At 70.4% G+C, this 16,553-nt stretch carries 15 protein-coding genes; 4 read left to right on the top strand and 11 right to left on the bottom strand.

The window, feature by feature from the left end:
• Positions 1 to 83 precede the first annotated feature (83 nt).
• Positions 84 to 824, bottom strand: coding sequence for a 3-deoxy-manno-octulosonate cytidylyltransferase (gene kdsB / locus HV824_RS30100; RefSeq protein WP_176424818.1), 741 nt, complete (start codon positions 822 to 824; stop codon positions 84 to 86).
• Between the two features lie 107 nt (positions 825 to 931).
• On the opposite strand from kdsB, the gene wecB reads away from it, so the two are divergent.
• On the top strand, positions 932 to 2,062 hold the full coding sequence (gene wecB / locus HV824_RS30105) for a non-hydrolyzing UDP-N-acetylglucosamine 2-epimerase (RefSeq protein ID WP_176419694.1): 1,131 nt from the start codon (positions 932 to 934) through the stop codon (positions 2,060 to 2,062).
• Positions 2,063 to 2,165: 103 nt separating this feature from the next.
• Positions 2,166 to 3,197 carry an RluA family pseudouridine synthase gene (locus tag HV824_RS30110; RefSeq protein ID WP_176424819.1) on the top strand — a complete coding sequence of 344 codons (1,032 nt, stop codon included), beginning with the start codon at positions 2,166 to 2,168 and terminating at the stop codon, positions 3,195 to 3,197.
• On the opposite strand, the gene purF is transcribed toward HV824_RS30110, so the two are convergent.
• Positions 3,187 to 4,575: an amidophosphoribosyltransferase gene (purF, locus tag HV824_RS30115; RefSeq protein WP_217917867.1), complete on the bottom strand. Its 1,389-nt coding sequence runs from the start codon at positions 4,573 to 4,575 to the stop codon at positions 3,187 to 3,189. The two genes, HV824_RS30110 and purF, sit on opposite strands and share 11 nt — an antisense overlap.
• 144 nt (positions 4,576 to 4,719) lie before the next feature.
• Between purF and HV824_RS30120 the strand changes: the two genes are divergently transcribed.
• Positions 4,720 to 6,030 (top strand): neutral/alkaline non-lysosomal ceramidase N-terminal domain-containing protein, encoded by a 1,311-nt coding sequence (locus tag HV824_RS30120; RefSeq protein WP_176419691.1) that lies wholly within the window; start codon positions 4,720 to 4,722, stop codon positions 6,028 to 6,030.
• Between the two features lie 52 nt (positions 6,031 to 6,082).
• On the opposite strand, the gene yhbY is transcribed toward HV824_RS30120, so the two are convergent.
• From yhbY to HV824_RS30135, 3 genes are all read right to left on the bottom strand, one after another.
• Positions 6,083 to 6,373, bottom strand: coding sequence for a ribosome assembly RNA-binding protein YhbY (gene yhbY, locus HV824_RS30125; RefSeq protein ID WP_176419690.1), 291 nt, complete (start codon positions 6,371 to 6,373; stop codon positions 6,083 to 6,085).
• Positions 6,374 to 6,415: 42 nt separating this feature from the next.
• Positions 6,416 to 9,040, bottom strand: coding sequence for a DnaJ domain-containing protein (locus tag HV824_RS30130; protein ID WP_176419689.1), 2,625 nt, complete (start codon positions 9,038 to 9,040; stop codon positions 6,416 to 6,418).
• Between the two features lie 99 nt (positions 9,041 to 9,139).
• A complete protein-coding gene (locus HV824_RS30135; protein WP_176419688.1) occupies positions 9,140 to 9,952 on the bottom strand; it encodes a hypothetical protein in 813 nt (270 codons plus the stop codon).
• Positions 9,953 to 10,086: 134 nt separating this feature from the next.
• On the opposite strand from HV824_RS30135, the gene HV824_RS30140 reads away from it, so the two are divergent.
• Positions 10,087 to 10,863 (top strand): TSUP family transporter, encoded by a 777-nt coding sequence (locus HV824_RS30140; RefSeq protein WP_176419687.1) that lies wholly within the window; start codon positions 10,087 to 10,089, stop codon positions 10,861 to 10,863.
• Positions 10,864 to 10,881: 18 nt separating this feature from the next.
• Here HV824_RS30140 and HV824_RS30145 read toward each other — a convergent pair whose 3' ends face one another.
• The 6 genes from HV824_RS30145 to HV824_RS30170 all read right to left on the bottom strand — a co-directional run bounded on the left by HV824_RS30145 (position 10,882) and on the right by HV824_RS30170 (position 16,491).
• The gene (locus HV824_RS30145) at positions 10,882 to 11,397 is read right to left on the bottom strand and encodes a YfbM family protein (RefSeq protein WP_176419686.1); all 516 of its coding nucleotides are present in this window, start codon (positions 11,395 to 11,397) and stop codon (positions 10,882 to 10,884) included.
• 4 nt (positions 11,398 to 11,401) lie between these two features.
• A complete protein-coding gene (locus HV824_RS30150) occupies positions 11,402 to 11,911 on the bottom strand; it encodes a biotin/lipoyl-containing protein (protein ID WP_176419685.1) in 510 nt (169 codons plus the stop codon).
• 24 nt (positions 11,912 to 11,935) lie between these two features.
• Positions 11,936 to 13,453: an acetyl/propionyl/methylcrotonyl-CoA carboxylase subunit alpha gene (locus HV824_RS30155; RefSeq protein WP_176419684.1), complete on the bottom strand. Its 1,518-nt coding sequence runs from the start codon at positions 13,451 to 13,453 to the stop codon at positions 11,936 to 11,938.
• Positions 13,454 to 13,491: 38 nt separating this feature from the next.
• Positions 13,492 to 14,106, bottom strand: coding sequence for a hypothetical protein (locus HV824_RS30160; protein WP_176419683.1), 615 nt, complete (start codon positions 14,104 to 14,106; stop codon positions 13,492 to 13,494).
• Between the two features lie 117 nt (positions 14,107 to 14,223).
• Positions 14,224 to 15,786 (bottom strand): acyl-CoA carboxylase subunit beta, encoded by a 1,563-nt coding sequence (locus tag HV824_RS30165; protein ID WP_176424821.1) that lies wholly within the window; start codon positions 15,784 to 15,786, stop codon positions 14,224 to 14,226.
• Between the two features lie 9 nt (positions 15,787 to 15,795).
• On the bottom strand, positions 15,796 to 16,491 hold the full coding sequence (locus HV824_RS30170) for a Coq4 family protein (RefSeq protein ID WP_176419681.1): 696 nt from the start codon (positions 16,489 to 16,491) through the stop codon (positions 15,796 to 15,798).
• Positions 16,492 to 16,553: the final 62 nt, after the last annotated feature.

Raw genomic sequence — 16,553 nt, forward strand, 5'->3', positions numbered from 1 at the left:
CACGGTGGCCGCTTCAGGGGTGGGGGACGCCGCGTCCGCCTTCGCCTCACCACCGCCAAAGACGTTCTTGAGGAAGCCCATGGTCAGCCCTCCCTCGCGCGCATGAGCGCTTCCACCTTCTCCACGTCACCGGGGAGGTCGACGGCCACCGTGTGCGAGGTGACCTTCGCGCAGCGGATGGGGATGCCGTGCTCCAGCGCGCGGAGCTGCTCCAGCTTCTCCGCCTCCTCCAGCGGCGTGGGCGCCAGCTTCGCCAGCGACAGCAGCACGTCGCGCCGGTAGCCGTAGAGGCCGATGTGGCCCCAGCGCTGGACGGGCGTGCCCGGCTCGCGGGCGTGGGGCACCAGGCCGCGGCTGAAGTAGAGCGCGTCGCCGTTGAGGGCGAGCACCGCCTTCACCACGTGCGGGCTGGCGGCTTCGTCCGCTTCGAGCGGGCGGACCAGGGTGCCCATCCGCACGGACGCGTCCTGGAAGAGTCCCGCCAGCCGCTGGAGCGCGGCGGGGTCCACCAGGGGCTCGTCTCCCTGGACGTTCACCCAGATGTCGATGTCTGGACGGCCGAGCGCCACCTCGGCGACCCGATCCGTCCCCGTGGCGCAGGCGGGGCTGGTCATCACCGCCTTGCCGCCGAAGCCCTCCACCGCGGCGCGAATGCGGTCGTCATCGGTGGCAACCCACACCTCGTCGAAGGCCTGGGCCTCCTGACAGCGGCGCCAGACGTGCTCAATCATTGTTCGGCCGGCGATGTTCGCCAGCGGCTTGCCCGGGAAGCGGGTGCTGGCATGTCGGGCGGGAATGACTGCAACGGTCCGGCAAGATTGCATGACCCCTCCGTCTATCAGGTTCGCGACGAACGCCTGCCCCCGGGATTGGACATTCGCATCATGGGACACTGGCCAGCGCGGCTCCAGTGCCTAGCTTTGGTCGCAACATGAAGAAGGTCATTCATATCGTTGGGGCGCGTCCGAACTTCATGAAGGTCGCGCCCATCTATCGCGCCATCGCCGAGCGTACTCCCCTGGAGCAAATCCTTGTCCACACGGGGCAACACTACGACGCCAAGATGAGCGACGTGTTCTTCTCCGACCTCGGCCTGCCTGCCCCGGACGTCCATCTGGGCATCGGGTCGGGCAGCCATGCGCAGCAGACGGCGCGGATGATGGTGGAGCTGGAAAAGGTCTTCCTGGCCCACCCTCCGGCGCTCGTCTCCGTGGTGGGCGACGTGAACAGCACCATCGCCGCGGCGCTGGTGACGTCGAAGCTGGGCATCCCCCTGGCACACGTCGAAGCGGGGCTGCGGAGCTACTCGCCTCACCAACCGGAGGAGATCAACCGCCTCGTCACCGACCGCCTGTCGGACCTGCTGCTGACGCCGTCCCGTGACGCGGACGCCAACCTGCTCAAGGAAGGCACCGACCCGGCCCGCATCCACTTCGTGGGCAACGTGATGATCGACTCGCTCTTCGCCTCGCGCGAGAAGGCCGACAAGCTGCCGCTGCTCAAGGACCTGGGGCTCATCCCCCACGGCTACGCGGTGTGCACGCTGCACCGGCCCTCCAACGTGGACGACCCCAAGATTCTGGGTGGCCTCCTGTCCGCGGTGGCCCACGTCGCCACGCGCCTGCCGGTCATCTTCCCGGTGCACCCGCGCACGCGGAAGGTGATTTCGGAGCAGGGCCTGGGCACGTGGTTCGAGCGCACGCCGAACCTGCGGCCCGTGGAGCCCATGGGCTACCTGGACTTCCTGGCGCTCACGTCGAAGGCGCGCCTGGTGCTCACCGACTCCGGGGGCCTCCAGGAGGAGACGACGGCCATGGGCATCCCGTGCCTCACCCTGCGCGAGCAGACCGAGCGCCCCATCACCGTGGAGGAGGGCTCCAACGAGGTGGTGGGCACCGACCCGGTCCGCATCCGGCTGGCCGCGGACCGCGTGCTGGATGGTGAAGGCAAGCAGGGCCGCGTCCCCGAGTACTGGGACGGCCGCGCCGCCGAGCGCATCGCGGACCTGTTCGCGAGCTTCCTCGGCGTCGAGGACCAGCCGATTCAGGCGGCGTCGGCCTGAGGGCGATGGGCGGGTGGGGGGCCTTGGCACTTGCGTGGGCTCACCCGCTCGTCCGTCCCCACCTGTGCAGGAGGGCCCGCCATGGTAGAGCGCTGGCAGGCCCATGCACCGCGCACCGCTGGAAGAAGCCCCGGAGGGCTATGTCGACATCCGCTACGTCGTCGAGCCGAACTACGCGGGGTGGCGGCTGGATGCGTACCTGGGCGAGAAGCTCCGCCGGATGACGCGGGAGCGGCTCCAGGGCGTCATCCTGAGGGGCGTCATCTGCGAGGAGCGGCGCCTGAAGCCGTCCACGCCGGTGTACCCGGGGCTGGCCTTCCGCATCCGGCGCCGCGCCAGCGAGGAGCCCGACACGCCCACGGAGTTGCCCGTGGTGTTCCAGGACGACTGGCTGCTGGTGCTGGACAAGCCCGCGGGGCTGCCCATCCACCCCACGGCGCGCTACCACAAGGGCACCCTCGTCACGCTGCTGCGAGAGCGCTTCGGTGAGCGCTTCGCCGAGCCCGCGCACCGGTTGGACCGGGAGACCAGCGGGCTGGTCGTCTGCGGGCGCACCACGGCGTCATGCCGGGCGCTGGGGCGGCTGTTCGTCTCGCGTGACGTACATAAGGAGTACCTGGCGCTCTGCGAGGGGCACCCGCCCGAGGACGCGTTCACCGTGGACGCGCCCATCGCGGAGGGCACCGAGCTCATCCGCATCGCCGTGCGCATCGACCCGGTGGAGGGCAAGGAGAGCCGCACGCGCTTCCAGGTGCTCCAGCGCTTCACGCGAGACGGCGCGCTCTTCGCGCTGCTGCGCTGCTTCCCGGAGACGGGGCGCCAGCACCAGATTCGCATCCACCTGCACCACGCGGGCTTCCCGCTCGTGGGCGACAAGATGTACGGGCCGGATCCGGGCTACTTCGACCGCTTCAGCAAGCACTGCCTGGAGCCCGAGGCGTGGCCGCGGCTGCGCCTGCCCCGCCATGCGCTGCACGCCGCGCGCATCGCCTTCCCACACCCGGGCTCCGGTCAGGCGGTGGTGTTCGAGGCGCCCCTGCCCGCGGACCTCACGGCCTTCATCGAAGGCCCCCGGCCCGGAATGGAGCGGGCAGGGGGCCAGGGGCGTGAAGCCGGTGGTGACGTCAGGCGGTGAGCTTGCTGGGCTCGGCGCGCTGCTCGCCGAAGTCGCCGATGAGGTACTTGCCGGAGAAGCAGGCGGTGCAGAAGCTGCCGCGCTCCGGGTCGCCTACCGCGCGACCCAGGCCCTCCTGGGAGATGTAGCCGAGCGAGTCCGCCGTCACGTACGTGGCAATCTCCTCCACGCTGTGCGTCGCGGCGATGAGCTCCTGGCGGCTCGGCGTGTCGATGCCGTAGTAGCAGGGCCACTTCGTGGGCGGCGAGGAGATGCGCAGGTGCACCTCCAGCGCGCCCGCCGCCTTGATCATCTTCACGATTTTGCGGCTCGTGGTGCCACGGACGATGGAGTCGTCCACCACCACCACGCGCTTGCCCTTGAGCACCTGCCGCACCGCGGAGAGCTTCAGCTTCACGCCGAAGTGGCGGATGGACTGCTGCGGCTCGATGAAGGTGCGGCCCACGTAGTGGCTGCGGATGAGGCCCACGTCGTAGGGGATGCCGCTGGCCTGCGCGAAGCCGATGGCCGCTGGGACGCCGGAGTCCGGCACCGCGATGACCAGGTCCGCGGCGGGCGCGGGCTGCTCCTTCGCGAGCTGACGGCCCATCTCCTTGCGCACCTCGTACACGTTGCTGCCGAACAGCGTGGAGTCCGGCCGCGCGAAGTACACTTGCTCGAAGATGCAGCGCGCCTGCCGCGGTGGCTCCGCGAAGGGCTTGCTGGTGCGCAGCAGCCCGTTCTCGATGACGAGCAGCTCGCCCGCGTCCAGCTCGCGCACGATATCCGCCTCGATGAGGTCCAGCGCGGTCGACTCGCTGGCCAGCACGTAGGCGCCCTCCTTCATCCGCCCCAGCACCAGCGGCCGGATGCCGTGCGGGTCCCTCACCGCGACGAGCTTGTTCTCCGTGAGCACCAGGAGGCTGTAGGCGCCCGTCACCTTGCGCAGCGCCTCCACGAGCTTCTGCTCGAAGGTCGCCTGCTTGGAGCGCGCCAGCAGGTGCAGGATGACCTCCGTGTCCGCGTCCGACTGGAAGATGGCGCCGTCGGCCTCGAGCTGCTGCTTCAGCTCGGCCGCGTTCACCAGGTTGCCGTTGTGCGCGATGGCGCACTGCCCGCCCGCGTACTGCACGAAGAGCGGCTGGGCATTCTTGAGCCCGCTGCCTCCAGCGGTGGAGTAGCGCACATGGCCGATGGCCGCCTGCCCGGGCAGGGTGGCGAGCACCGGCGCGTCGAAGATGTCGGCGACGAGTCCCAGCTGCCGGTGAGCGCGCAGCCCCATCCCGTCAGAGGCGACGATGCCCGCGGACTCCTGCCCCCGGTGCTGGAGGGCGTGCAGTCCCAGGTACGTCAGGTTGGAGGCCTCGGCGTGCCCCACGATTCCGAAGATGCCGCACATGGCGCGCTGCCTTACTCCTTTCAAGCGGTGAGCGGAACAGGAACGCATGCCCCTCTGGTGGGTATTCCACCCGACGCCAGAGTCGTTTCATGTGGGCAGTCAGGCGTCCCAAAGCCCCGGCCCAGCGGTTAGTCTGGCTCGCGCATGGCATCCTCGCGCGCGGCCCGCTGGCGTTCCCTGTTTCCCCTGGTATTGCTCACCGTTGGCGCCGCGTATTCGCTGGCGTCCTGGAACTGGTGTGGCAGTTGGGCCGAGCGCGCGCCACTCCTTGTGTCACAGGTTCATGGCGAAGGGCCGCTGCGCGCGGGCGCGGCGAAGGTGACGCTCGCGCCGCCTTTCCCGGTGGTGGTGGCCGGTTATACGCCGCCACGGCCCGAGGCGGACCAGGCCGACGTGCCGCTCTTCGCGCGCGCGGTGGTGCTGGAGGCAGGCGGGTCACGGGTGGGGCTGGTGTCGTTGGACCTGCTCCTGGTTCCGGACGTGCTGGTCACGCGGGTGCGTGAGCGCGCGCGGGCCTCGGGGCTGGAGGACGTGCTGGTCCTGGCCACGCACACGCATTCGTCGTTGGGCGGGTATGACTCGCGGTTGGTGGCGCAGTTGTCCGGCACCGGGCGCTACCGGGAGGACGTGGTGGATGTCATCACCTCGGCGGCGGGGGGCGCGCTGGCCCAGGCGGCGGCGGCGCTCGCCCCGGTGTCGTTGGAGGTCGGCGAGGCGCGGAAGCAGGACTTCGTCGTATCGCGCAGTGGCGGCGCGAAGCCGGATGGCGTCCTGACGCGCGCCGTGTTCCGGGGGCAGGAGGGGCCGGTGGCGGAGCTGCTGCTCTTCGCCGGGCACCCGACAATGGTGCCGCGTCACCGCGCCTACGTGGACCCGGACTACCCCGGCCGGCTCAGCGCGCTGCGCGAGGAGGAGGGAAGCGGCGTGACGCTGGTGCTGCAGGGCGCGGGAGGCAATGCGAAGGTGGCGTACTCGGAAGGGCAGGGGCTGGAGCGCGTGTCGGGCTTCGCGCGGGCGCTGGCGGAGCTGGCTGGCGACGTGCCCTTGTCACCCGTGGGAGAGACGGTGCGGCTGTCCCTGGCGCGCGCCGACGCGGCGATGCCACGTCCGGACGCGTCGCGGTTGGTGCCGGCGCTGACGCGGGCGGCGGGGGACAACCTGCTGTGTGACTCCGCGCCGCGTCTGGCGGAGGTGGGCGCGCTGGTGCTGGGGCCGCTGAAGCTGGTGGCGGTGCCGGGTGAGCCCAGCGTGGCCGCGGGCGTGGAGCTGCTGCAACGGACCGGCGCCACGGGCGTGCTGAGCCTGGCGGATGGCTACGTGGGCTACGTGGAGACGGCGGCGAACGTGCAGGGTGGACTGGGTGAGTCCAGGCGCCAGTACTTCGGGCCCGCGCTGCTGGAGCGGCTGACCGTGGCGGCGGAGCTCGTGGCCGGGGCGGCGGGCTTCACGCCGTGAAGCGGCCGGGCGCCGCGGATGCGTCTCCGCGGCGCGGCCGGCTTGAGGCTGGCTAGAGCTTCTCGAACTTGGAGTCCTTCTTGCGCTTCTTGAACACGAGCGCGGTGCGGCCCAGAAGCTGCGCGAGCTCCGCCTGGGCGCCCTCGGCGATGCGCGCCGCGGCTTCCTGGCGCGTCTCCGGGCCCTCGTTGATCTTCACCTTGATGAGCTCGTGGTCCTGCAGCGCCTGCTCGATGGCGGCGATGACACCTTCGGTGACGCCGGCCTGACCGACGATGACCACCGGCTCCAGGTGGTGTCCTAGCGCGCGCAGATGGCGGCGTTGCTTCCCAGTGAGCGGCACGTTCCTTCTCTCCTTCGTGATTTCGGGTAAGGGGGGCGCACCCTACTTCTTCTGCGACGCCATGCGGATCTCTCGCTGCGCGTCGATGTGGTCCGGCTGCAGCTCCACGGTGCGCTTGAAGTGCTTGAGCGAGCCCGGCGCGTCACCACTCAGCTTGGCGATGACGCCCAGGAAGTAGTGTGCGGGGGCGCAGCGCTCGTTGCGTTTGATGGCGTTCTGGATTTCCCGGAAGGCCTCGGGCTGGGCGGCCTTCTTGTCCGCCGCCGTGAAGAAGCGCGCGTAGCCACGCCACGCGTAGAACTCCGCTTCCTCCGGGTTCAGCTTGATGGCCTCGTCCAGCATCTTCACGGCGTCCGGGAACTTGCGCGCCTTCACCAGGATGCAGGACTTCTGGAACAGCTCCTCCGCCATGAGGATGCCGTTGATGTCCACCCCGTCTCCGCTGCCGCCGCTCTTGAGCTCCTCGATGTAGCTGGCGCGGCTGTTGTCGTCGGAGAGGGTGCGGTAGGCGTCGCCGATATACGCGAAGACCTCCGCCTTCAGCTTCTCCAGCTCCGGCGGCGCCCCCTGCGGGAGCGTGTCCGGGTGGTACAGCTTGGCCAGCCGGAAGTACGCGATCTTCACCGCGCTGGCGTTCGTCTGCTCCGTCAGCCCGAGCCGCTGGAAGTGGTTCTGCTGCTTCATCGCCATCGTGAGCTGGCGCAGGGCGGGAATCTCTTCAGCGCCCGGTGCATTCGCGGGCGTCGCCGTGGCAGCGGGTGCGGCGGGACGCTGCGCGCCTTGTGCGGACAGGGACGGCGGCGGACGGGGCTGGGCGGCGCCGGGCCCGGCGACTGGAGGACGCGCGGCGGTGGCACCGGGGCCGGCGGTTGGGGCCGTGCCCGCGGGGCGCGTGGCACCTGGGCCTGCCGCGGGCGTTGCTCCTGCCACGGGGCGTTGGGGCACGGCGCCGGCGGCTTGCGCCCCCCTGGCGGGCTGCGGACCTCCCGCGACATTCGGAGCGGCTCCAGCGGGACGCTGTTGCGCGGAGGCGTGCGTGGCGCTCGCGGGCTGCGGACGTCCCGCGACGTTCGGAGCGGCTCCGGCGGGACGCGGCGCACCAGCGGCTTGCTGGCCCACGGCGACATTCGCCGCCTGCGCACCGGTGGAGGGCTGGGCACCTCCGGCCCCTGGCGCTCGTGGGCCCACGTCCTGCGCCGTCCTGGCCTGGCCGGCGAACGACACCGCGTCCAGCTCCTTGAGCAGGAACGCGAGCCGCAGCAGGTGGTCCGAGTCCTGCGCGAAGTCCGTCAGCAACTGCGCGACCGAGCGCACACCGTCGATGACCGTGAGCGCGCGGACCTCGTGCGGCGTGAGGCGCAGCTCGCTCGCGGCCACGACGCCACCGGACTTCATGATGGGAAGCTGGAGCACCGGGGTCAGCCGGCGCTTGAGGTCCGCGGAGGGAATCCGGCGCACCGTGTCGCTCAGCACCGCCCAGCGGTGGCCCAGCGGCATCGCCTTGTGCGAGGGCAGGTCCTTCAGCTCGAAGGTGAACGTCCCGGCTTCAGCCCGTAGGCCCCTGGACAGGATGCCGCCCGCGCGCTGCGCCAGGATGGCGAAGGCGGTGGCCGGTTGGAGCAGTCCCAGACCGAAGAGCGCGGTGAGCAGGTCTCCGCCAAAGCGCTCCAGCGCGGGCTCGGCCTGCTGAAGCTGCGCGGGCGTGAGCAGCCGCGCCGCGACCAGCGATGGCCCGAGCGCTTCTTCGGGATGAGACGAGTCGACGAACTCCGGGTTGCCCTTGCGGAAGTGAATCTGGACGACACGGTCGGCCAGCGTCAGCGACAGCAGCCCCGTCTGCTCTCGCGCGGCGACGCGGCCATACAGGCGGAAGGGGGAGAGCTGCTCGAGCTGGCCGAGCGCCGGAATCTCCGGTGCGGCGTCATCGCCCTCCACCGCGGGCACCGCTACGGGCGCGGACGCCGGAGCCGGGCTCGCAGGGGGCGCGCTCGGCGGACGCGCGGCTCCCGCTACGGGCGGCGGTGGCACCGCTCCGGGAGGACGGGCATGCGGGGCAGGCGCCGCGGGACGCCGCGAGGGGGCCTCAGGGGGCCGAGCGCCGGGACCCGCCATGGGTGCGGCACCCGGGCCCGCCATGGGCCGGACACCGGGTCCCGCGATGGGGGCACCCGGGCTCGCCATGGGCCGGACACCGGGTCCCGCGATGGGGGCACCCGGGCCCGCCATGGGCCGGACACCGGGACCTGCGATGGGCGCCGCACCCGGACCCGCACTCGGCGCGACACCCGGGCCCGCTACGGGCCGGACACCGGGACCCGCGATGGGCGCCGCTCCCGGGCCCGCGCCTGGCGCGACACCGGGGCCTGCCGCGGGCCGGGCACCTGGACCCGTCACGACGGGCGCTCCGGAGACCACACCCACGGGAGCGGCCTGCTCCGCGGCGGAGGCGGCCGGTGCGCCCGGGCCCCACAGCTCTCGGGGGACGACGTCGCGCGCTTCCGGGAAGCGCCAGGGAAAGGCGAAGTTGAGCCCGTCCTCGGACATCTGGAGCCGGCCCTGGATGGAGCCGCTTTCGATGAGCAGTTCAATGGTCGGCAGGGTGAGGGGCCCCCACATGGTGCCCCTGTCGTTGCGGACCCAGTACTGCCGGACCTCACCCTCCGCCATGCGCGGCCTTGCTCCTTCGTCCTGCGAGAAAAGCGAACCCTACCGCTGTCCTCCGCCGCATCAAAGCAGAGCGCCGGAGCGCGAGCCCCTTACTTCGACTCAGGGCGCCGCGCCATCCAGCGCCGCGAGCCCGAGCGCCGCCAGACACGCCGCGTCCGCTTTCTGTTCAGCGGGCGGATCGAAGCAGTACACCTCGCTGTCGAAGACCTTGCACAGCCCGTCCGGGGTGGACGCACAGGCGGACTTCGAGAAGGCGGTGGTGCAGTTGTACCCACACACCGGGCCCGCCTCGGTGTTCTTGCACTGCGGCGCGGGCAGCTCGCGCTTCCAGGCGCACAGCGCGGCGGGGGAGGGGTCGAAGCAGCGGAGGTTGCCGCCGGCCAGCTTGCACACGCCCGCGGGCGTCCGGGCGCAGCGCACCCCCTCCGGGGCGTTGATGCAGCCATAGCCGCACGTCAACTCCATGGCGTTGCTGTGGCACTGGGCGGTGGGCGTGTCCTTGCCGTACACGGCGAACACCACGGCCGGAGGGTCGAAGCACTCCACCTCGCCGCTCCGGCCCCGGCAGACGCCCGCGGGGGTCTGCGCGCACTTCACCCGGCCGGGCTGCGTCGCGCAGTTGTAGCCACACGCCACCACCCCATCGATGCTCTGACACCCCGGCTTCGGCAGCGCCGCGCCATAGGCCTTCTGCACGTAGGCCGGCGGGTCGAAGCAGACCGCCTGCCCGTCAATCACCTGGCAGTGGCCCTGCGGCGTCTGCGCGCAACGCACCCGCTGTCCGTCTGACATGCACCCGTAGCCGCAGGACACCTTGCCGTCGATGGCGCGGCACGTCGGCTTGGACGGGTCCTGCGGAAGCGGAACCGAGCCCAGGGTGAGCGCCAGCACGGTGAGGAAGGAAGCGAGCACGGGGACCTCGGCGGGGGAGCAAAGTCGCCCCGTCATTGACGCCCAAGGTGCGCGGTGACGCAAGAAGCGGGCGGTCATGGGCGGCGGGCCGGGCCCGTGGTACCCAGGCGCCGCCCGCGAGGAGGCTCACCCCGGTGGACGTGGACGTCAGTGCGCTGCACCTCATCCTGCTGTGTCTCGCCGCGCTGATTGCCGGCCTGGTGGATGCCATCGCGGGAGGCGGCGGGCTCATCTCCCTCCCCGCGCTGCTGGCCGCGGGACTTCCGCCCCACGTGGCGCTGGGCACCAACAAGGGGCAGTCCGTCTTCGGCGCGTTCGCCGCGCTGGTGCGCTTCTCCCGCGCGGGGCTGGTGGATGGGCGCCTGGCGCGGGTGACGTTCCCCTTCGGCCTGGGTGGGGCCTTCGCGGGCGTGGCGCTGGTGCTGCTGGTGAAGCCAGAGGTGCTCAAGCCGCTGGTGCTGGTGCTGCTCATCGCGGTGGCGGTGTTCCTCGCCTTCCGCAAGTCGCCGCGTCCAGGGGACACGCCAGAGCCCGGGCCGCCCGCGCGCGCACGCGCCATTGGCGCGCTCATCGCGCTGGTCATCGGCACCTACGACGGCTTCTTCGGACCGGGGACGGGGACGTTCCTCATCGTGGCCTTCTCGTCCCTGCTGGGACACGGCCTGGCGCGCGCGTCCGCGGACGCGAAGGTGGTGAACTTCGCCTCCAACCTCGCCTCCGTCGCGTTGTTCGCCTTCAAGGGCGTGGTGCTGTGGAAGGTGGCGCTGCCCATGGCCGGCGCCCAGTTCGTGGGCGCCTGGCTGGGCGCGCACCTGGCGGTGAAGGGCGGCGACACGCTGGTGCGCAAGGTGGTGCTGGGCGTGGTGCTGGCCCTGGTGCTCAAGCTGGGGCACGACGTGGTGACGGCCTGAGGAGCCCGTCACCCGCCGTCAGCCGATGTGCACCAGCAGCGCCTCACGGCGCTTCGCCACGGTGGCCATGAACTTCTGGAGCTCCTCGAAGTAGGAGAGCAGCTCCTCCAGTGGGTCCACCTCGGCCTCGGGCTCGTCCCACGTCCCGGGGTAGATGTCCTGGGCCTGCATGGCGGACGCGTCGTAGCGCGCGCGCAGCGTCTTCTCCGTCACCTGCTGGAGCGCCGTGGCCAGGGCCTGGACCTCGGCGGGCGTGAAGACGCGCGCGGTGCCTTCCTCGGAGGGGATGTCGCCCACGTCCTCGCCGCCACGCACCAGGAAGTCCAGCGGCGCGCTGCCTTCCCACGGCGTTCCGGTCAGCAGGTACTGGAGGCCGTGCCACGCCTCGCCGATGTCCAGCTCCAGGAACGCCGAGCCCTTCGGGTCACCGAAGTCCTCATCATCGTCGACGAAGTCCTCCAGCCGTTCGGGGAACTGGAGCAGGGCGACGCGCTGGGGCTCGGTGGCGCTGCGCAGGGTGCAGAGCATCTCCATGGCGCTATTCCACCACCACCAGCCTGGCGTTGTTCTCCACGGCGGTGCCTTCCTTGGCGAACAGCTCCGTCACCTTGCCCGCCTTGGGGCTCTTGAGCTCGTTCTCCATCTTCATGGCCTCCACCACCACGAGCCCCTGGCCCTCCGTCACCTCGTCGCCCACCTTCACCAGCACCTTCACCACCTTGCCCGGCATGGGCGCGGTGACCAGCTGCTTGCCTTCAACGGAGAAGGCCGCGTTGGCCGCGCGCAGCCGCAGCCGGCGCTCATCCGCCACGTCGATGCGGTTCACCTGGCCGCGCAGGAGCACGCCAAGCTCGTCGCCGTTCTCCTCGAACTCGACGCTGTACGACTGGCCGTCCACCAGCATGGACAGCGTGCCGTGCTCCAGCGCCAGCGCGTCCACCTGGTACGTGGTGGCGCCCACCGTGATTTTGTACTGGTCGTTCCCCAGGGGCTCCAGGTCCACGGGAACGGCTTCCTTCTGGCCCTGCTGCTTCGTGAAGTAACGCATGGAAGTCCTTCCGAGCTTTGGGGGTTAGCGGCGCGTGCGCAGCGCCAGCTTCCACGGGGAGACGCCGCCGTTGCCACCGCCCTGGCCGCCACTGGCGGCAGGCAGTGTCTTCGCGCGCTTCTGGTCCTTCTGGTACGTGTGCACCACGCTGGCCAGCAGCGCCATCTCGCTCAGCTTCGCGTCCTCCGCGCCCAGCAGCGCGTCGTGCTGGCGGGTGAGGAAGCTGGTGTCGTAGTCGCCCTCGATGAACTCGGGGTGCGCCAGGATGGCCTTCAGGTAGCGGATGTTGGTGGTGATGCCCTTCACCACGTACTCGGACAGCGCGCGCTGCGTGCGGGCGATGGCCTCGCGCCGCGTGGGGGCCCACACGGACAGCTTGGAAATCATCGGGTCGTAGACGTTGGGCACCGTGTACCCGGGGAACACGCCCGAATCGTCCCGCACGTTCGGCCCACCCGGCACGCGCAGGTACGTAATCTTGCCCGGGCTGGGCATGAAGTTGCGGCTCGGGTCCTCCGCGTACACGCGGACTTCAATGGAGTGACCGCGCGGCGTGGGGGCCTCGGTGAGGCCGAGCTTCTCGCCCTCGGCGGCCTTGATTTGCATGGCCACCAGGTCCAGGCCCGTCACCCACTCCGTCACCGGGTGCTCCACCTGGAGGCGGGTGTTCATCTCCAGGAAGTAGAAGTTGCGGTGCACGTCCACCAGGAACTCCACCGTCCCGGCGCCCACGTAGTTGACGGCCTTGGCCGCCTTCACCGCGACCTCGCCCATCTTCGCGCGCAGCTCCGGCGAGAGGATGGGGCTGGGCGTCTCCTCCACCACCTTCTGGTGCCGGCGCTGCGCGGAGCACTCGCGCTCGTTCAGGTGGATGGTGTTGCCGAACTGGTCCGCGAAGACCTGGATCTCCACGTGGTGTGGCTTCTCCAGGTACTTCTCGATGTAGACGGCGTCGTTGCCGAAGGCGTTGAGGGCCTCGCTCTTGGCGGCGCGCCATGAGGATTCAAAGTCCTCCATGCGCTCCACCTTGCGCATGCCCTTGCCACCACCACCGCCCGCGGCCTTGAGCATGACGGGGAGGCCAATCTTCTCCACGTAGGCGCGCGCGTCTTCCACGGAGGCGACGGGCTCGGTGGTGCCGGGCACCACGGGCACGCCCGCCTTGATCATGTTCGCGCGGGCACGCGTCTTCTCGCCCATGGCGTCCATGGCGGACGCCGGCGGGCCAATGAACGTCAGCCCCGCGGCGTCACACGCGCGGACGAAGGCGGCGTTCTCTGAGAGGAAGCCATAGCCGGGGTGGATGGCATCGGCGCCAGCCTGCTTCGCGGCGTCGAGGATGCGCTGCTGCACCAGGTAGCTCTCACGCGAAGGCGGGGGCCCCACGAAGATGGCCTGGTCAGCCGTGCGCACATGCAGGGCGGAGCGGTCCGCCTCCGAGTACACCGCCACCGTGGCGATGCCGAGCTCCTTGCACGTGCGCATCACCCGGATGGCGATCTCGCCGCGATTGGCGACGAGCACTTTGCGGATCTTGGGCATGGGGCCCGTCTAGCACGGGGCGCCCCTGTTTGCCGCCTCTACTTCCGGGTGTTCAGGTACTGCTCCATGTAAGCGCGAGCCTGCGTCAGCTTGGCCTCCACGAAGCGGTCGTCCTCGTCCGGCTCCGGCGGCTTCGGCGGACCCGACCGTCCAGGTTCGTTGCCGAAGTCGACCGCGGCAGCCAACAGGTTGCGTGCCGCGTTGCCGCCGCCGAAGAGGCGGGCCAGCATGCCCGTCTCCACGTCCAGCCAGCGCGCCGCCTGCCGGATGACGTCCAGAACCTCACCTTCCACGGCCTTGGACGGGCGCCCCGGGCCGCTGATGCAGGAGCGCGCGTAGCTGTGCTCGCGGTCCACGAAGAGGCCCAGCGCCCGGTCCCGGAAGTCCTGCGCCAGGGCCTGACTCATGGCGTCGAGCTGCTCTTCCAGGAAGGGCTGCTCGGACTTGCGTGCCTTGCGGCCAGGGGCGGGCGGGAGCTCCAGCTCGACGGCGTGCCAGCCCGCATCGGCCAGCCCCTCTGGCGGAGGCTCCACCCACTTCACCTCGGGCGTGGCCAGGTCCACCGCTTCGCACACGCGCTTGAGCGTCTGCCGCAGGGCGGTGAGGTTTCCTTCGACGTCGGAGAGAAAGAGGATGAGGCGACGGTGGGACAAGTTGAGATTCCTTTCCTGGCCCCTGTAAGCCCGTTCGTCATCCCCAAATTTCCCCTCCGCGCGCGCCTGCCTGCCCTGCTGGCGAGAGAGGGCGGGCAGGCGAGGGCTGGAAGAGACCTAGAGCGGGATGTTGCCGTGCTTGCGGGGGAGGTTCTCCTGGCGCTTGTCCTTCAGCAGCTCCAGGGCGCGGATGAGCTTGGCGCGCGTCTCCTCCGGACGGATGATTTCGTCGATGTAGCCCAGCTCCGCCGCCTTGAACGGGGTGGCGAACTTCTCGCGGTAGTCCGCCGTCAGCTTTGCCCGTTCGGCGGCGGTGTCCGTGGCCTTGAGCAGCTCGTTGCGGAAGATGATGTTGACCGCGCCCTCGGGGCCCATGACGGCGATTTCGGCGGTGGGCCAGGCGAAGTTCATGTCCGCGCGGATGTGCTTGGACGCCATGACGTCGTAGGCGCCGCCGTAGGCCTTGCGGGTGATGACGGTGACCTTGGGGACGGTGGCCTCGGCGTAGGCGTACAGCAGCTTGGCGCCGTGGGTGATGATGCCGCCCCACTCCTGGTCGGTGCCGGGGAGGAAGCCGGGCACGTCCACCAGCGTGACGAGCGGGATGTTGAAGCAGTCGCAGAAGCGCACGAAGCGCGCGGCCTTGATGCTGGCGTCGATGTCCAGCACGCCGGCGAGCACCGCGGGCTGGTTGGCGACGACGCCCACGCTGCGCCCGTTCATGCGCGCGAAGCCGATGACGATGTTCTTCGCGAAGTGCTCCTGCACCTCGAAGAAGTGCTTGTCGTCGACGATGGCCTTGATGACTTCCTTGATGTCGTAGGGCTTGTTGGGGTTCGCCGGGACAATCGTCTTGAGCGACTCCTCGGCCCGGAACGCGTCGTCCTCGCACGGCTGGACGGGCGCCTCTTCCTGGTTGTTGGAGGGCAGGAAGGAGAGCAGCTCGCGCGTCATCACGATGGCGGCCTGCTCGTTCTCCGCCGCGAAGTGGGCCACGCCGGACTTCTGGTTGTGCGTGACGGCGCCGCCCAGCGCCTCCTTCGACACCTCCTCGTGCGTCACCGTCTTGATGACGTCCGGGCCGGTGATGAACATGTACGAGGTGTCCTTCACCATCATGATGAAGTCGGTGATGGCCGGCGAGTACACCGCGCCGCCCGCGCACGGGCCCATGATGAGCGAAATCTGGGGCACCACGCCGGAGGCCAGGGTGTTGCGCACGAAGATGTCCGCGTAGCCGGCCAGGCTCTCCACGCCCTCCTGGATGCGCGCGCCGCCCGAGTCATTCAGGCCGATGACGGGCGCGCCCACGCGGGTGGCCAGGTCCATGATCTTGCAGATCTTCTGCGCGTAGGCGCCCGACAGCGAGCCGCCGAAGACGGTGAAGTCCTGGGCGAAGACGAAGACCTTGCGGCCTTCCACGGTGCCGTAGCCGGTGACGACGCCGTCGCCGGGAATCTTCTTGTCGCCCATGCCGAACTCGCTCGAGCGGTGGGTGACGAACTTGTCCAGCTCGCAGAAGGAGCCGGGGTCGAGGAGCAGGTCGATGCGCTCGCGGGCCGTGAGCTTGCCGGCTTCGTGCTGCTTGGCGATGCGGTCTGCGCCGCCACCCAGCTCGGCCTGCTTCTCCATCTTCTCGAGACGCGCGCGGAGGGGGTCCTTCTCGGGAGTCTGGTCCATGGGGCGCGTCTAGCATGATTGGGGCGCAGACGCGCTGCCTGGATTCCGGACTTCCATGTCTACCGCCGCCAGGTCCAGGCCGTAGCGCTGGCGGACCTCCACCAGGGGCGACTCCCACATCTGACACCACGGCGCCCCGAAGAGGGGCCGGGCGCGCTGTCCCAGCAGCCAGCCCCGGACGATGGCGCGCATGCGCTCCTCGTGCTGGGAGAACGCGTAGAGGAGGGTGTTCGTCAGGCCGCCCGCGAGGATGCCCAGCGCGAAGGGGCTGCCCACCTGGGCCAGGCTGAAGGCCTGGAGGCCCAGCTCGCCCGTCACGCTCGTCGGAAAGCCCGTGAGGACGTGCCAGACGTCATGGGATTCGAGCAGGTGCGCGCGCACGTACTCCTCGTCGGTCCGCGCCTCCAGGGAGGGCAGGGCGCGCGGGTCCACCTGGTTCGCTTCCAGGTGGTCGACGAAGGCACGTCCCAGGGTGTGCTCGGGCAGGGCGCGCAGCGTGGCCAGTGGGAGCGGGCCCATGCGCGGGCGTTCAATGAAGGCCTGGGCCGCGGGGGCGTGGCGCATCAGCCGCTCCACCAGCCGCCGCATCGCCATGGGGGGCGCGAGCACCGGGGCCAGACCCAGGACGTCCTGGAGTTTCTCCGGGTGGCGGAGGGCCCGAGCCATCCGCCATGCCGTCCACGCATACGCGACAGGATTCCTCATGGTGCCTCCAAGGTGGGGGCCGCTGGGGCCAACGCGTCCAGCGTAGGCGGGAGGCGCCAGGG

It is taken from the genome of Myxococcus sp. AM009, assembly GCF_013372605.1.
GTDB lineage: Bacteria > Myxococcota > Myxococcia > Myxococcales > Myxococcaceae > Myxococcus > Myxococcus vastator.

What these genes read in the sequence shown, in the direction of transcription:
- HV824_RS30170 (WP_176419681.1), bottom strand. Translation starts at nt 16,491, where the DNA reads ATGAGGAATCCTGTCGCGTATGCGTGGACGGCATGGCGGATGGCTCGG.
- HV824_RS30165 (WP_176424821.1), bottom strand. Translation starts at nt 15,786, where the DNA reads ATGGACCAGACTCCCGAGAAGGACCCCCTCCGCGCGCGTCTCGAGAAG.
- purF (WP_217917867.1), bottom strand. Translation starts at nt 4,575, where the DNA reads ATGTGCGGCATCTTCGGAATCGTGGGGCACGCCGAGGCCTCCAACCTG.
- HV824_RS30130 (WP_176419689.1), bottom strand. Translation starts at nt 9,040, where the DNA reads ATGGCGGAGGGTGAGGTCCGGCAGTACTGGGTCCGCAACGACAGGGGC.
- HV824_RS30145 (WP_176419686.1), bottom strand. Translation starts at nt 11,397, where the DNA reads ATGGAGATGCTCTGCACCCTGCGCAGCGCCACCGAGCCCCAGCGCGTC.
- HV824_RS30120 (WP_176419691.1), top strand. Translation starts at nt 4,720, where the DNA reads ATGGCATCCTCGCGCGCGGCCCGCTGGCGTTCCCTGTTTCCCCTGGTA.
- wecB (WP_176419694.1), top strand. Translation starts at nt 932, where the DNA reads ATGAAGAAGGTCATTCATATCGTTGGGGCGCGTCCGAACTTCATGAAG.
- kdsB (WP_176424818.1), bottom strand. Translation starts at nt 824, where the DNA reads ATGCAATCTTGCCGGACCGTTGCAGTCATTCCCGCCCGACATGCCAGC.
- HV824_RS30110 (WP_176424819.1), top strand. Translation starts at nt 2,166, where the DNA reads ATGCACCGCGCACCGCTGGAAGAAGCCCCGGAGGGCTATGTCGACATC.
- HV824_RS30155 (WP_176419684.1), bottom strand. Translation starts at nt 13,453, where the DNA reads ATGCCCAAGATCCGCAAAGTGCTCGTCGCCAATCGCGGCGAGATCGCC.
- HV824_RS30150 (WP_176419685.1), bottom strand. Translation starts at nt 11,911, where the DNA reads ATGCGTTACTTCACGAAGCAGCAGGGCCAGAAGGAAGCCGTTCCCGTG.